The 14,446-nt window shown below is 43.8% G+C and carries 12 protein-coding genes; 1 reads left to right on the top strand and 11 read right to left on the bottom strand.

Annotated features, from left to right (window positions below; translation table 11 throughout):
* Positions 1–984 carry a polysaccharide deacetylase family protein gene (locus F458_RS0109140; protein WP_018983106.1) on the top strand — a complete coding sequence of 328 codons (984 nt, stop codon included), beginning with the start codon at positions 1–3 and terminating at the stop codon, positions 982–984.
* Positions 985–1,290: 306 nt separating this feature from the next.
* Here the strand turns inward: F458_RS0109140 and F458_RS0109145 are convergent, their stop codons facing one another.
* The 11 genes from F458_RS0109145 to xrt form a co-directional block, all read right to left on the bottom strand.
* Positions 1,291–2,118 carry a hypothetical protein gene (locus tag F458_RS0109145; RefSeq protein WP_018983107.1) on the bottom strand — a complete coding sequence of 276 codons (828 nt, stop codon included), beginning with the start codon at positions 2,116–2,118 and terminating at the stop codon, positions 1,291–1,293.
* A gap of 517 nt (positions 2,119–2,635) precedes the next feature.
* Entirely contained in the window at positions 2,636–3,475 is an 840-nt protein-coding gene (locus tag F458_RS0109150; RefSeq protein ID WP_018983108.1) for a glycosyltransferase family 2 protein, read from the bottom strand.
* Between the two features lie 698 nt (positions 3,476–4,173).
* On the bottom strand, positions 4,174–5,109 hold the full coding sequence (locus F458_RS20120; protein WP_018983109.1) for a glycosyltransferase family 2 protein: 936 nt from the start codon (positions 5,107–5,109) through the stop codon (positions 4,174–4,176).
* On the bottom strand, positions 5,087–5,956 hold the full coding sequence (locus tag F458_RS19320; RefSeq protein ID WP_018983110.1) for a glycosyltransferase: 870 nt from the start codon (positions 5,954–5,956) through the stop codon (positions 5,087–5,089). The genes F458_RS20120 and F458_RS19320 overlap by 23 nt, the downstream gene beginning before the upstream one ends.
* A gap of 4 nt (positions 5,957–5,960) precedes the next feature.
* On the bottom strand, positions 5,961–7,775 hold the full coding sequence (locus tag F458_RS0109165; RefSeq protein WP_018983111.1) for an ABC transporter ATP-binding protein: 1,815 nt from the start codon (positions 7,773–7,775) through the stop codon (positions 5,961–5,963).
* A 57-nt stretch (positions 7,776–7,832) separates the two neighbouring features.
* Positions 7,833–8,546 carry a sulfotransferase family 2 domain-containing protein gene (locus F458_RS0109170; RefSeq protein WP_169334834.1) on the bottom strand — a complete coding sequence of 238 codons (714 nt, stop codon included), beginning with the start codon at positions 8,544–8,546 and terminating at the stop codon, positions 7,833–7,835.
* A 35-nt stretch (positions 8,547–8,581) separates the two neighbouring features.
* Positions 8,582–9,709, bottom strand: coding sequence for a glycosyltransferase family 4 protein (locus F458_RS19325; protein ID WP_018983113.1), 1,128 nt, complete (start codon positions 9,707–9,709; stop codon positions 8,582–8,584).
* Positions 9,710–9,757: 48 nt separating this feature from the next.
* Complete coding sequence (locus tag F458_RS20125; protein ID WP_018983114.1) at positions 9,758–10,696, bottom strand: glycosyltransferase family 2 protein; 939 nt, start codon at positions 10,694–10,696, stop codon at positions 9,758–9,760.
* Positions 10,686–11,723 (bottom strand): glycosyltransferase, encoded by a 1,038-nt coding sequence (locus F458_RS0109185; protein ID WP_018983115.1) that lies wholly within the window; start codon positions 11,721–11,723, stop codon positions 10,686–10,688. The genes F458_RS20125 and F458_RS0109185 overlap by 11 nt, the downstream gene beginning before the upstream one ends.
* A 50-nt stretch (positions 11,724–11,773) precedes the next feature.
* Positions 11,774–12,862, bottom strand: coding sequence for a glycosyltransferase (locus F458_RS0109190; RefSeq protein WP_083928610.1), 1,089 nt, complete (start codon positions 12,860–12,862; stop codon positions 11,774–11,776).
* Entirely contained in the window at positions 12,859–14,313 is a 1,455-nt protein-coding gene (gene xrt, locus F458_RS0109195) for an exosortase (RefSeq protein ID WP_018983117.1), read from the bottom strand. Before xrt ends, F458_RS0109190 begins: the two co-directional genes overlap by 4 nt.
* Between the last annotated feature and the right edge of the window lie 133 nt (positions 14,314–14,446).

A 14,446-nucleotide genomic window follows, 5' to 3' on the forward strand; every position in this document is an offset into this window, starting at 1 on the left:
ATGGTAAAGCGACTGATAAAAAATATTCTTACAATGACAGCCGGGACGTTAGGTTTGTCTGTGATTAAGCGCGGTGAAAAAAAGCTGATTGTGCTGATGTATCATCGTGTCATGCCGGTTGATGATGCCCGCTATCAACGCGAAGAGCCAGGAATGGTAGTGTCAGATTCAACCTTCGCTATGCACATGCAAACACTTCGAGACGAAAAATGGCCGGTGATGAGGGTAAGTGATTGGCTCGAGCAGCCTGAAACCAGCCGATCACCACTGACAATTGCAATTACTTTTGACGATGGCTGGCTGGATAATTACCAATATGCTTTCCCGGTACTTAAGAAGTTCAACTTTCCTTCAACGCTTTACGTGGTTACAGACTTTTTGGGCAAACCTGCGCCATTCTGGCCTAATCGCGTTTTATCATTGCTACTTGCTGACAATGTCCGTATGACGGACGCCTGGAAACCCTTGCTTGAATTAATCGGGCAAAACATTTCTGTACCCATGAGCAGGGATGATGCGGCTAAAATAATTGATGATTTAAAACAGTATTCTGATGATGCGATTTACACCGCTTTATCCCACATTCCCTTAAGTAAAAATGCTGCGGTTGAAATGATCTCTTTTGAACAGCTTATGGATGCTAAGGCGACGATGGGGGTGGAGATAGGCTGCCATACGCGCAGGCACTATCGACTCAAAGAAGGGCTAGACAGTCGCTTACTGCATGAGGAAATTATCCAGGCCAAAACTATTTTAGAAAAGCAAACGGGCGGGCCGGTAACGACTTTTTGCTTCCCTAACGGCGATTTTTCTGACGATGCCTATGATATGGTAAAAGCACACTATAGCGCGGCGGTGACCACCAGGCGTGGAATCAACAGCGCGCGTAATTTAAATCCTCACAAATTACTTCGTATTGGTGTACACAATGATATTAGCAATACACCAATGAAATTTAAGGCGAAATTGTCTGGCTTACTCTAACGCCACTCAGTGTTGGGTCTTAACAGTGACAGTTTTACTTTTTTCAGCTTCTGGATAAATAAGCACTACCGATACCAGCTTCAAGACAATTTAATCATACCGTAACAGTGCAACAAGATAGACAAGCATCGCTACTTCGGTCTTGATCGAAAGATCAGCCATTAGGCAATATACATTTTGTGTATTTTTATTAAGGCAGATGTAAGGTGGGGACGATAAGTATTTAACCCCGCCAGTAAGCGAGGCCCTGTACCTGTCAGAACAGGTTCAGCCTGAGTGAAAAGTCAGCTTATCTCGCCTTTACCATCAAGTATAATTTTTATTAAAAAGACGGTACAACTTTACTTTGTATTTATACAGACGAGGCTTTATTCGTCGTTTATAGTAAACATCTCCGGTTTTGACCGGGTGGTACAATGTGTTTTTTCTAAAGCCGGCTATCAGTTTTGAAGGTTCGTAGATAAAGGTTCCGGGCCCCATCCCCATAGCATCTGTGTTACTTGTATAGGCTTTTGGCAGTAGCTCCTTTAAATCTATAACCTGCTTACGATGGAACTCAAGTATCGTAGGCCAGGATACTTCATGATGCCCGGCCCAGCCTTTTCTGTAAGACGTTATGATCGTTTGTGCAGCGTCCTGTGAAACCCTGAAAAAAGGCAGAAATACCGTCTTAGTTGGCTGTATATCAATCGGACTTTGGAAACTATCAATATGTGCCCAGCCACTAAGAATGTTACGGTAGTTGGTTGCAATTAAATCATGGCGATACTGTCGCATTTTATCAATGAAAGACGACAAGTTTCCTGTATAGCGCACGTCATCCTCACAGAACCAATAGTAGTTATACTTGCTAAATTTTTCACACATACACAGTTGGGCTAAATCAAGGTTGCCTGGCATTATTTGCCAGTTTTTATTGTTAAACTTCGGTGAGCAATCAAAAAAAATGCTTTTTAAACTATCCCTGGTCACAATGATATGAGTAAAGTTCGGGTATTCTATAATCTCTTCTTGCGCATCTTCTATATAACTTAAAATATAACAAGGCAGGTGTTTTGACAGCCGTTTGACAGTACGTTGAGCATAACGGTTGCAGTCTCCTGAAAATAAAACAAAGCAAGTATCTTCAATCATTTAGTCGCTCCAAGCCACACAGCCATCAAAAGGTGTTTCTATATAATCCCAGTGCAGACGGTAGCTACGTATAAGCATACCAAGCTTGCTACCGGATAAAGCGTTATTATCCCGAGCAGTTTGCAACTTACTAAGCAAGAACAAATTACAACCCCGTGGTATCTCTCAACAGCACTGCTAGCTTGTTCATAGAGCATATCTTTAAAAAGGGTAATAACGATGGTGTTGAGTGGAAGAGACTTAGCGCGATTCTTCACTGGAGACATAGTAAGAGAGAAGTCTTTAATAATATTACTGACTGAAGACTGGTCAACGTTTTGGTAGCCTTCACACAACCAGGAGTTAAAATCGGTCTTCGGACAGGTTTCTACAACGATATTTTTTGTATATTTACCACGATGGTAGCGAGCAATATTTAATGTATCAAACATTTCAGAGATATCACCGAATATAGATTGTGGCGCGTTATCACAGCTTTAAGCGCGCCGACTCCTTTGAGATAGATGCTAAACACAAGCTACTTACCAAAGGTCTTGATTTTGAGGTAATTTGCTGATGACTTTACTTCTATCCAGGTTTCCCTAACACTCTGATTTCTGATAAAGAAAAACCAACATTTTGCGTATATAAATCGTTGACGTTTTTTAAACAGTATCCTCTTAGTGAAAAAGGCTCCTCTGCCAATACTATAACTTTCTATCAGTTCATTTTTGTCGGCTTCAGTTCTTCTACCATGGTCATGGGAGACAACAACGGCAGGGCAATACTTGCCTCTTCCTCCCACCCACAAGCACTCGGCGAGACTATCCACATCTTCGCATGGAAAATATGCACCTGCACCGAACAGGGGGTCAAAGCCCTTAGCCTTTGTTAACACAGATTTTTTGAAGGCGAAGTTCGCACCATGAATTTCGCCAGGCTTTATCAGACTGTTCGATTCAAAATATTTTTCTCGTTCATTCAGCTGTATCGTCCAGCCTAAATCTTTTTTATTGTAAAGCAGTACCCGTCCACCAAGGAAATCAATATTTTCGTTAGTGAACGCATTATAGAGTTGTGTTAAATAGTCGGGTTGCGGGTAACAGTCATCATCGGTAAATGCCACGATCTCGTAACTGGCGGTAGCAATGCCTTTGTTTCTGGCATTTCCTAGCCCTTTTTTCTTTTCCAACACTGACTTTATAGGTAACTTACCCTCAGAACTAAATGCCTCAATAACGTTTTTTGTGTTGTCGGTACTGTTATTATCAACAATGATGAGTTCCCACGCCTCAGTGAACGCAACTGCTAAAAAGGAATTCAAACATTTCGTTAAGGCTTTTTCCCTGTTGTATGTACATATCACGACTGAAATCATTTAGTACTTGCCCCTTTTTTACTGTTTTTCATTCCTTTAATCATTCGCCAAGTCGATTTCATAAACACAATAAATATTAGGATAAGCCGCCTTAGCCAATATCATCAGTGCGCACTAGACAGAAATAGTCTTTTTTTGATTCACTAAGGTAGTAATGAGAAAAACAATTTTAATGCCTATCTATTCTAAGCACCAACTTGCCGTATCTGGCCAAAATACCTGTATCTTCGACAGAGTTAAACAAACTTCCCTACTCCAGGTTTTGATCAGTACCATCCACCTTAATTAAAAGATCCCTTTAAACGAAAAGTTTGTTCTGGCACATTCTTGAATCGTGCATATTCGTAAGGGAAGATCGCTCAGTAATTATCTATACGTAACGATTTTAGTAATAGTTTTTCGCCCCACTCAACAACAATGCGCGCAGAAAATCTGCGTCCATCATTATTAAGCAGATAAATTTGAGGTAGCCATCACGTCAATAACGCGACTAAAGGGTGTTTAAATCTATGATTTTTTAAATATTAAATTTTTGTGCTCATACAGAGCAATACCGAACGCTGTAGGGCACTTAATTCAAGAACACTTCGGTATCATCTTTACACTGGCGACATTTAGCTTTTCCAAGCCGCTTCGTAGTAGAAAGCATTAACGCATCGGCATTGCTTTTAAGCTTAGCGTGCTTCAACGTAAGCACACTATCCCCTGTTAAACTTATTTTTGATGTTAAGATAATTCTGGCGGCCTAAAATAAGAGATATAACATCGCCGGCATAAAAAACACCGTGGGTCAGACAATCTATGTAAGCCTTGATTATGTTACTCTTTTTCCCTTCAATTTCAGCGATGTCTAAAAGCAGGCGATAATGGTTTTTATAAAACTGATATCGGTCCCCCCCTGGCAATGCCTTGATTTCCGGCGAGAACGTTTGCAGGTACATCTTCTTAGCAGCACGAAAATTTTCATAGTCAGGGATATTACTGTTGGCATTGGTTTTTTTAACGATAAGTATTTCATCCAGGTTGCCAACCCGGTATTCTCGCAACACCCTTAGCAAAAACTCTAAGTCCTGGTGGCGCTTAAATGCAGTATCAAAGCGAAAACCTTCATCAAACAAAACGCGGCGGAAAAATAAGTTGCTGCCCGTACCGATACACATTTCATCAGTAAGTAGCCTGGAGGAAGTAACAGGCTTTTTCATTGGCACGATAGTGGTGTGAGTCGCCGAGTAATGAACATCAACTGCGGTGCACATGCCAATACATTCTGGGTGCTCTGACAAAAATTCAACTGAACGCGACAAGCGCTCGGGTAGATACACGTCGTCATCATCTAAAAAACCGACAAACTCTCCCCGAGCGGCTTCAATTCCGGTGTTACGGGCTACCGCTCCGTTGCTGTTTAGCTCATGAGGGATGTAGAGGATGCGGTCATCTGCAATGTCGTTGATGACATTCTGAGTATCTTGCTGTGCATTGCTGTCCTGGCCGTTATCATCCACAACGAGTATTTCTACATTGCCCCACTGTTGCGCCAGAACACTATTGATGGCGCGATGGATGGAATCCGCGCCATTGTAGGTAGGTATAATTACTGAGACAAGGGGGTATTCAGGCAAGGTTGCGGGGTTCATAGTCCAACTTATTCTGTAAACGTTGCAGGGTGTATCGCGACGCATATTTAAGTTCGGTTTTTGTCATCGACCAAGGCTGATTGCGAATACAGAAAAACCAGTTCTTAAAGGTACGAAGTTTTCCACCAGAGCAAAAGAACAACCTTTTTGCATAAAACGCACCGCGTCCGATATCATAGGAATGCTTCAAACTGATGAAGTCTTCCTGTGACTTTCTGCCATGGTGATGCGAAACAACGATTTCAGGGGCATATTTTCCTCTTGCACCTAATCGCTGACATTCAGCAAGCAGATCGGTATCTTCACCCGCTTTAAAAGGTGAGCCCGCACCAAGATTCGGGTCGAAACCGTTCGCTTCAATCAGCAAATCACGTTTGAAGGCAAAATTGGCGCCGTGAATAACCCCTGCCCGCATATAAGTTGTCGGCTCAAAAAATACCGTTTCTGTAGAAAACTGAACCGTCAGTTCTAAATCGGTGGGGTCAAAAAGTAACACTCTGCCGCCAACAAAACTTATATCATGCTCTGAAAAGTTTTTACTTATCTGGGTAAGATAATCTGCCTGGGGATAACAGTCATCATCGGTATACGCAACAATCGGATATTGCGATTCAGCCAGGCCACGATTTCTGGCATAGCCCAGTCCCTGCTTTTGCTCCAATACTGTTCTGACCGGCAAATCTGTAGAATGTTGAATTTTTTCAATCACCTTCTGGGTAGCATCAGAACTATTATTATCAACGACGATAAGTTCCCAGGGTTTAGCGAAATCTATATGGGTAAATGATTCCAGACAAAGCTTAAGAGCCTCTGCCCGGTTGTAGGTACAAATAACTACGGAGATCATTGCATCAGGCCTGTTCTTTACCGTAAACCAATTCTTGAAAGTAAGATGATTTAACTAACAACTCTTCATAGGTACCCTGCTCGCTTACCTTACCTTCACCGAATATAAATATATTGTCGCATTTTTCAACGGTCGATAGGCGGTGGGCAATCATAATTACAGTCATCGACTGGGACAACTTTTGAATCTCAGCCAGAATGTTTCGTTCGGTGATGTTATCCAGTGCACTGGTGGCTTCATCCATAATAAGCACGCTGGGGTTTTTATACAGCGCACGCGCGATGGCAAGACGTTGCTTCTGCCCTCCGGATAACAAGTCGCCATTCTCCCCCACGACCGTCTCATAGCCATTCTCAAGTGTCTGAATAAACCCATCGATATTGGCTTTCTTCGCAGCTATTTTCACTTCTTCTAAGTCAATTTCATCATCTGGAATACCAAAGGTAATATTTTTAGTAATGCTATCATTGATTAAAAATACACTTTGCGGAATATAACCGATGTTACGTTGCCATGGGCGAACATTACTTTGCTCTAGTGGCACATTATCAATGAGCAGTTCCCCGCTATCTTTGGTAATAAGTCCACACACCAGATTTGCTACCGTTGATTTACCCGCACCTGATTCGCCGACAAACGCGACCAACGTATTAGCATTAATGGTCATATCCAGGTTTTTGATGGCCGGTACGGATTCGCCAGGATAGGTGTAAGTGAGATTACGCATAATGAACTTGTCGTTAAATGGCAAACGCTTACCTTTAGTGCTGGCGGTAGCATGGTCATCATAAATGGCTGTTTTTTCTGACGCGATAAATTCATCCCGCACGCGATCGACAACTTTTGTATGAGTTCGAAGCGCTGTTATCGATTTATACATTTGCTGGGCAGCAGGTAGAATCTTGTACCCCGCCATAGCGTAAAAACTTAAAGTCTGAACAACATTAGAGGTAGAACCTTCAGAAACAAGTAAATACAAGGCAAGACCGATAATTGCGAGAAATATCACTGTTTCAACTATAAAACGGGGTAAATCACCTGCCAGAGCAACATACGAGTTGGCACTCAGCCCCGCCCGCGTGGTTTCATCCAGCTGTTCTTCGTACCATTTTTCGACATGCAACAGCTTCACATCACGAATACCTTTAATACTTTCTTGCAAGATAGCCAATTTCTTTTCATTGACCATGGTAGTAATTTCACCTGCTTCCATGGTCTTTTTACGTACAGTGAAAAAGATAACGCCATACATAATGGCTACAATAGCCGCGGTTATTAAAGAAAGCACTGGATCCACGAGGAAAAGCGTAATAATGATCAACGTAACAATAAAAAACTGCGAAATTAGCTGCATGAGAGGCTGCAGTACCATATAAATAATCCGCGGTATTTGTCCGTTTATTTTTGCAATCATAAAACTGCCGCTGTTGCGCATAAAATAGATAAACTGATTCGCCATATACTGTTTGAACAGTTGTCGCTGTAGCTCTGCGCCGGTATTAATGGTAACGCGGAAGGAATACCACAGTACTGCCGCTGAAATAAGATTACCCAAAAATATCACAACGCAAACCATGGCTGAGTAAAAAATCAAAAACTGATAATAAGACTCGGCCGGTGAAAGCTCATACATCAACTTAAATGTGTCGCTGGTTTCGATAATTTCGGGTGTGGAAATCAAGGCAATAAAAGGCGCCACACTGCCAATTGTAGCGATTTGCGCAACAGCTGAAATTAAAAACAGTACCTGAAGAATATAGATACGCCGTTTCTGTTTCTTGTTTAACAGCGAAAACAAGGATTTTAGATGGTCGAGCATGTGGTATTTATCTCTTTAAAAGTAGCTTTTGTAGCTTACAACGGTGAATTTTGCCTTTTAAGCACTGATTCTCTTATGTTTACGTTCGAAATGGTATAACTGGCGGGCGTAACTGATTACACCCGTTTTTCCTGTTCTGTCCAACTCGCTGGCTGCAATATCATAACCGAACTCGGCAAAGTCTTTTTCATAAAACCTCTGCACCCGCGCTATTGTCTTATCTGTCCACTGCAGCTGACTTTTTCTGCTGCTCTTTTTGTGAGGAAATTGGGTGAATTCAGTAAAATCTATATGCAATTCACGACAAACAGTTTGAGCAGCATCGACCAGCCCGTCTTCAAATTTCAACACGTTCACCTCTGGTGCCACAAAAAAACTCTGAGGACGAAGATGGTTGTCTAATGTTCCGGGAGTCTTTGTCTCATGGTTGAGTGCATAGTTAACCCAAGATGCAAACAACGACTCTGGCTTTTTATGACCGGACAATAACCCCAGGCTAAGCCTGTATTTATACTCGCTTTCCAGACGTTTAAACGGATTGCGCACAATGGCAAACGCATAGTCAATGGAAAACTCCTTGCCGAGTAGTCCGATGATTGTTTGGTAAGAAATATGTTGTGGCGTAACCTTCATATCCGGCAGCGGCTTGCCACTGAACAACATACGTTTACAACCTTTACAACTATAAAGCCAGTCATCAATCGAACTGCCCCCGGTTTTCGGTATGTGTACAAACACAACATTTTTTTTAAGCAGCTGAAATGCCGGCATTAGGCCCCCAATAAATACAAAACAATAATTGTCATCTAGTCCACCAGAGAACATAACATTGTTTCAATATTACTAATATTCATTGCAGCGGTATGATGCTTTTTTATGTGTTCGCGTGCTTTACTGCCTACTTTAAAAGCAGTTTCAGGGTGAGCCACAACAAACCGCATCTGCGTAACCATTTCTTCGATGTCATGTTCATCAACCATGAAGCCTGTTTCTCCGTGGATGATCACATCGTTAATACCGGCATGCCGCGTTGCTATTGTCGGCAGTCCTAACAGCATCGCTTCTAAAACCGATACAGGAGTGCCTTCATGATCACCATTAGGCGCAACAACAGAGTGCTGCAAAAAACAGTCAGCCTGCTGCAACTGGTTGATAACGTAGTCATGCGCCTGAGCACCGTGAAATACCACGCTGTCAGCGAGATTATGCTGAGCGATATAATCGTCTAGCTCAGCTTTCAACGGCCCGTCACCAACTATGTGCAGCTTCGCATCCGGCGTAGTTTTAACAATTTCATGAAATGCTTTCAGTGATACCAGCGGTGCTTTCTTAGGGGTTAGTCTGCCTACCAGGATAAAGTTTCGAATTTGTTTGCTTTGGCCTGTTCGCGTCAACTGTGTGTTGATATCTGCCCCACAGGGAATGACTGCTATTTTTCTTTCAGGACAACCAAGTTTTTGCAATTGTCCTTTCATATGTTTTGAAACGGCTATCACGCCTGCAGCTTGTTTAAAAAGCTGTTTGTACTGGTCCTGGTAGGCATCTAACATTTCATCAGCATAGGCGTCCCATCCATGGAAGTGGGCAACTAGTCTAACGCTTGCGCGCTTGCAGGCCTCCATTATTTCAACCGCCGTAGATCCGTATTCCGCCAATACCAGGTCAATATTATTATTCTTTAGATAACGGGTCAGCACCTGTGTATCTGAGAACGGGTGCGTTTCTCCTATAACTTTTCGACTAACGTTTTTAATTGCTTTGTAGGCAATATTGTCCGGTATCAAAGGCTTTCCGGAAAAATGAAATCTACGTCGCCCAGGGTTTCCTATCAATGCTTCGGTTACCCCATCGATCTTGCTAATATGAAGTTTTAAAAATGTTTCTGATGGGCTGAGATAACCTTCATCTTTTTTTACAGCAATCAAAATATTCATAGTTGAATGTCCAGGCCCTTCCCTGATTAAATCTGACAGCGATACCGTTTAACGTCGGGAAAGCCTCAAAAAATTCGTGTATAACTTTATTCTTTCTTTAACTGAAAAGCCTGACGTGAACAGCCGGTCTTTCATCCACTTTCTTAGCCAGCTTTTTTCTTGGTGATTGATAGCTTTATCCAACAAGCCCTGGTGACAAAGTAACTGGTCTATACGCTCTTCTAATGCCTTTTTGCTAACCGCTGATTGACACCGGTGCAAGTGGCCAGTAAAAATTTTCAGTACCAACAATACATGATTAGGGCTGTCCTTGCTGGCATTAGCATCATGCACGCGAAGCTTGAGCTGTTCGTCAAATACAAATATGCCTTTATAACGATCCCAGCATCGTACAAAGAAATCCAGATCTTCCCCAATTTTCATTGACGTATCGAATCGTTCAGTTGAATAGAAATCTTTATGAACAATATTCGCTGAGGGATACCAGGGCATTTCCAACGTTTGAGTAAAAAGAGGGAGAGCCGGGTCGACCACCAGACAGGGTGCCCCCCCCTGTTTGTTTTGCAACTGCTTACAATAGCTCAAAAAATTACCGTAATCTTCACTGGTCGAAGAAAAACGACTAAAGTTAGATGCCCCAAATTTAGCATCATGGGCCTGCATTTGCGTAACAACACGTTCAAGCTTATCCGGTAACCATATATCATCAGCATCCAAAAATGCTACAAACTCACTGGTGGCTTCATCAAGACCAGCATTGCGTGCTGACGACACACCACCGTTAGCTTTATTAATTACGGTTATTTTGGGATCATTCTCAAATTTTGTTAGCCTTTCTGCGGTATCATCTGTAGAGCCATCATTGACAATGACTAAGCGCCAATCCTGCAAGGTTTGTTGACGTACGCTGTCAACCGCTGCCTGAATATATCGCCCATAGTTATAACAAGGCATAATTACGGTAACCACAACCTCACTATTTCGCATCTGTGAGCCTTATCAGCATGTTTTCGATGGCTTGGGGAATTGTACTATACGCAGGGAGCGTTGAGGAAAAATCCTGATTATCCACTTCGTCTGCCAGTACCGTCTGAATAGCATTTTTCATTGCTGCTACATCTTCAGGCTCTACCACAATGATATTAGGATAATCACTGCAATTATTTTCAACGAACGGCGTACTGCTTACAATTGACGGCTTTTTTAGAACCAAACTTTCCATAATTGCCCGTATACCGGATGCATACGATAAACCTTTTTTTAAAGGCACAGCCACGCCCTTTGCCCCTTTGTACAACGTGAAAAGCGCTTCGTAGCTGATATCCTGCAAAATTTCAACATTCGCAGGCAGGTCAATGTTTTTGAGCAGGTAAGGTAGTGTAACAATCTTCACCTCACACTTTATCTCCCGCGCGGCTTCAATGAGGGTGTAAAAATCGCGCCCAACATCCCTGCCTATACTTAAAATATATCCGCCTGAGGTAGGTTCAGGCGCATCGCTATAAACTCTGTTATAAAACTGCTCATCAAGCAGGAAATCCAGGTGCGTATACTTGTGCGCCAATTCAAGACCCAAAGCGTGCTCATAATCAGCAACTTGCTGATTGTTATAGCCCACAATCTGACTGCACATTGACAGGCACCGCTTTAGGAAAAAACGTTTTATTCGCATTTTGGGAATGGGAAACAATGAGTCATAGTAAACAACCGGCTTGCCGAAGAGGGCCGCGGTCAAACTGACCATAAACGACACATTATCTTTAACCACAACAACGTCGCTGCGGTAGATTTTAAATAATGTTTTAATATCTACGAGATTGATGCCACGGCTACGAAATAAAGAGACAATCCTGTTGCTGAAGCCTTTGAAGCGCGAGTCAGCATTAACAAACGTAAAACCTGGACGGTTCAGCAGTTCATAAAACCCGTAAAGCCGTTCCCGGGGCGCTTTACCAGCTTCAATGTCACGAATGTTGCGCTCAACCTGATTTGGAAAAATTAATAATATTTTCATAAAAACTGCTGTGTACTACTCTCATCATCGTTCAGATAAATATTGGCCGCTTAAAGCCCGGTCATTTTTCTATAGAGCGCGGTGATTTGACTGGCATTATTTGCTGAGCTGTATTCCTCAGGTAAGGATACAGGATGAGGGGATGTCAGTACATCCACAACCGTATTATAATAGCCAGCAGCCGAATGTTCATACACCAACCCCTGCCCCTTAGCTCCGCCTTTTAACAATGGTACCAGTCCACCAGTTGCGTGAGCCACCATGGGAACACCTAACGCTAGACTTTCCAGCGCGGTCATTGGCAAACCTTCATGGTCGGATGTCATCATCAATAGATCCATATTGGCTATCCATCCCCGTACATTGTGAGTGTGGCCATGAAAAGTAACCTGTTCGGCGATACCGAGCTGACTAGCTTTCTGCTGCATCTCCGGCAACAAGCTCCCTTCACCAAAAATATGAAAATACGGAGGTTTAGGCAGCCGGCTTTCATGAAGTAGCTTTGCCGCAGTATCCAGAAAAATATCTACTCTTTTTACCGTTTCTATACGCCCTACCAAGCCAATGTGTACGAAAGATTTACTTAATGGTTCAATTAATGCTTTTTTACTATCTGCGCGCACTGTAGCGGCACATATTCCGTTAGCGATTGTATGTATTTTTTCAGCCGGATAAATTACTTTGAGTTTTTCGGTGAGATCATCAGACACACTGATAACCCCGTTTTGCAGGCGTTTTCCGGCAAACCGGTCGGCGCTGATTTGCAAACGTTGCTTAAAACTGGGGGCAAACTCTGGCGCGCCATGCACTGTGCGAAAGCTGGGCGCGCTGATAGTCATTTTATTGGCCAGTGCGCCCAGAATATTTTCTTTCTGGCGATGGGTGTGAATGACATCGGGCTGCCAGCGATGCAATTCCAGCTTGATTTTTTCCAGCAACTTACTAAAACCAAAGCGTGATTCATCCAGCACTGTAACGGTAACCCCTGAATGACCAAGCATTTCTGCCAGCCGGCCGGGGTTAAGAACAATTGCGTGTACGGTCTGCCCCTGTTTGACCAGCTCTGTACACAATGTCCAGACCTGAACTTCGGCACCGGCCCATTTGTCACCGGAGGCGATATGCAGGATTTTCATCATTTCACCTCGATATCTTTCAGGGCGCCGATTTGCTTGCCTAAAGCCTGTGCAATTTCTTCAGGTCCGGCGCAGTTGCCGCGACAATCCACCTGCAGGATAAAAGCGCTGGCACCGGGTGTACTGAATATTTGCTTAAGCTGCGCCAGTTTTGCATCTACATCAGAAGTAACCACACTGTCGCCAATTTTATATAGCCAGAATACGGCCTGGCCGCGCCGGGTCATCGCCGCATTAACCGTAACGCCATCCACCGTCATTGTTGCACTACCGGTAAGCCCCGCCGCTGGCTGGTTGGCATAATAAATCAGTTCTTTGCCCTGCGCCTGGGTGCGATAAGACACCACCGCCAGTGTCGTACGATAGGCGCCTTGCTGTCCGTTGTATAGCTGACTGAAATCATGGCCTTCGTAGGTGGCGCCGATTCGACTTAACTCCCCGTCGCTCTGGGAAAGAGATTGCAATGGGCCGGGTAACGTTACGTTCAGCGATTGGGCGTTTTGCTGACTGTTTGTTTGCGCCCACCACACCGGAAACGCTACAAAGGCAACCATAGTCGCGACCAGGGCAGTGGTCATACGGCCGGTGATTTTCAGCTCGGGTTTGGCGCCACTGCCGACAAATTCGCCGTCCTGTTTTTCCAGCCGTTTTGCATAGAAGAAGAAAAGCACAGCCAGAATGGCAAAAATGACCCAGCCAAAGAATCCATGTTCGTAAACCAGTTCACTTTGCATCTTTGACTCATAACCAATCAGAATGAGTAAAAATACCCGAATCCAGTTGCCAATCAGTGATAACAGGACAATCAGGGCTACAGCTTTAAGCTGTAACGATAGGCGCTGCAGGTTCAGATAGGCATAGAATACGCCCAGGCACACGCCGGCCAGTAAGTAATTTAGCCCGGCACATCCATTGGCAATTCGCATCACACCATAGGGCATGTGAATATCGTAGCCATCAATATAAGCGGTGATACCAATAGCGTGAATCAGCTGAGTGTTCACCCAGGTCGTCAGGTTTTGCAGCGGCACCACCAGTACATCCATGATGGGCAAAGCAAGATACAGCGCCAACACCGGCACCAGGGTTTTCAGGCTGTTACGCAGGCCAACCATGGCAGCCAGTGCACACCACAGCACACCGGGTAGCACCAGGGTTTGCAATAGCATAACCTGTACGGCGTTGGCAGCCAGCCATACCAGCCCTGCCGCCAGCGCCAGGGGCACCGGCCAGAACGAGGGCGAGAATTTTTGCCAGCGAAAATCCGTCACCAGCACATAGACCACAAACATTAGCAGAATATAGCCGTGGGAGTATGTTTCGTTATTTTTACTCCACAGGGTATGCAGAGTCTGGTAGGTATCGGGTACAGCCAGCCCCATGACGACCAACACCGCGATAATAATAGCCAGCGCTTTGCCACTGACCGCCGAGAAAAAACCAGATGTGTCCATATTTACTTCTAATCCTGTCACAACCGCGGCACGCTGCGCTGTTTATTTTAGCGTTTTGTTTTTATATTAACCGCACAACTTGGGTTGGTAAGTGTTTACATTTTTATTCTTTGCGCTTCGTCACAGCCAGCTC

Source organism: Salinimonas chungwhensis DSM 16280 (assembly GCF_000378185.1).
GTDB lineage: Bacteria > Pseudomonadota > Gammaproteobacteria > Enterobacterales > Alteromonadaceae > Alteromonas > Alteromonas chungwhensis.

What these genes read in the sequence shown, in the direction of transcription:
- xrt (WP_018983117.1), bottom strand. Translation starts at nt 14,313, where the DNA reads ATGGACACATCTGGTTTTTTCTCGGCGGTCAGTGGCAAAGCGCTGGCT.
- F458_RS19320 (WP_018983110.1), bottom strand. Translation starts at nt 5,956, where the DNA reads ATGATCTCCGTAGTTATTTGTACCTACAACCGGGCAGAGGCTCTTAAG.
- F458_RS0109145 (WP_018983107.1), bottom strand. Translation starts at nt 2,118, where the DNA reads ATGATTGAAGATACTTGCTTTGTTTTATTTTCAGGAGACTGCAACCGT.
- F458_RS0109185 (WP_018983115.1), bottom strand. Translation starts at nt 11,723, where the DNA reads ATGAAAATATTATTAATTTTTCCAAATCAGGTTGAGCGCAACATTCGT.
- F458_RS0109170 (WP_169334834.1), bottom strand. Translation starts at nt 8,546, where the DNA reads ATGCCGGCATTTCAGCTGCTTAAAAAAAATGTTGTGTTTGTACACATA.
- F458_RS20120 (WP_018983109.1), bottom strand. Translation starts at nt 5,109, where the DNA reads ATGAACCCCGCAACCTTGCCTGAATACCCCCTTGTCTCAGTAATTATA.
- F458_RS0109165 (WP_018983111.1), bottom strand. Translation starts at nt 7,775, where the DNA reads ATGCTCGACCATCTAAAATCCTTGTTTTCGCTGTTAAACAAGAAACAG.
- F458_RS0109150 (WP_018983108.1), bottom strand. Translation starts at nt 3,475, where the DNA reads ATGATTTCAGTCGTGATATGTACATACAACAGGGAAAAAGCCTTAACG.
- F458_RS20125 (WP_018983114.1), bottom strand. Translation starts at nt 10,696, where the DNA reads ATGCGAAATAGTGAGGTTGTGGTTACCGTAATTATGCCTTGTTATAAC.
- F458_RS19325 (WP_018983113.1), bottom strand. Translation starts at nt 9,709, where the DNA reads ATGAATATTTTGATTGCTGTAAAAAAAGATGAAGGTTATCTCAGCCCA.
- F458_RS0109190 (WP_083928610.1), bottom strand. Translation starts at nt 12,862, where the DNA reads ATGATGAAAATCCTGCATATCGCCTCCGGTGACAAATGGGCCGGTGCC.
- F458_RS0109140 (WP_018983106.1), top strand. Translation starts at nt 1, where the DNA reads ATGGTAAAGCGACTGATAAAAAATATTCTTACAATGACAGCCGGGACG.